1 protein-coding gene is annotated in these 748 nt (G+C 48.7%); it reads right to left on the reverse strand.

The window, feature by feature from the left end; genetic code table 11:
• Positions 1-56 precede the first annotated feature (56 nt).
• Positions 57-659: a nucleoid occlusion factor SlmA gene (gene slmA / locus A3750_RS20215; protein WP_068457029.1), complete on the reverse strand. Its 603-nt coding sequence runs from the start codon at positions 657-659 to the stop codon at positions 57-59.
• Between the last annotated feature and the right edge of the window lie 89 nt (positions 660-748).

Consider the following 748-nt stretch of genomic DNA (forward strand, 5'->3'; position numbering starts at 1 on the left):
TTATGAGCAAAGTAGAGCACTTCTCGCCCCGACGGCCTGAGCTGTTTGAGTTCTAATTAAGCCGCCTGAAACACACCACCAGCCAAGATTGGCCAGTGATTCGCCCAATGTGCTGTCGGCTTCACTTTAAACTCACTTCGCACGTACTGGTGAATCCGACCCTCAACATTCACCAGCAAAAGATTTGCACTCGCCGCCGGGCTAAGCTTCCGCGCGAGCGATTCTTGCGCCTCTCCATCCTTAATCATCTGCTTGAGTTCGGTCTCAAGCCTTTGAAAAAAGTGTTCGGCGCGCGTGCGCACTTTCTCACTCTCTCCGGCAAGCGCATCGCCTGCTAGAATACGACACATACCCTGATTCTTTTCACAAAAAGCAAGTACTAACGTGAGCGTTTTTTGGAGCTTATCCAGAGCGTTCTGCCCCTCTTGCTTGATACGGTTAATGCGAGTAAAAACCGTCTCTTCAATAAACTCAATCAAACCTTCATACATCTTCGCCTTACTCGGAAAGTGTCGATACAAAGCGGCCTCAGTAACACCAACCTCTGCGGCAAGCTTTGCGGTGGTGATGCGCTCCCCGAGATTATCTTCAAGCATGCTTGCCAAAACCTGCAAGATTTGTTCTTTTCTGCTCACTTTATCTTTCTTTGCCGGGGCCATAGTTTCGGCACTCCCTGTTTTGTTTTTTGAAGTTGGCTTAAATCAAGCCTTCTAATGGCGAAGATGCTGAGGCGTATAATTTTCTCGGC

The sequence above is a fragment of the Oleiphilus sp. HI0079 genome (genome assembly GCF_001635105.1).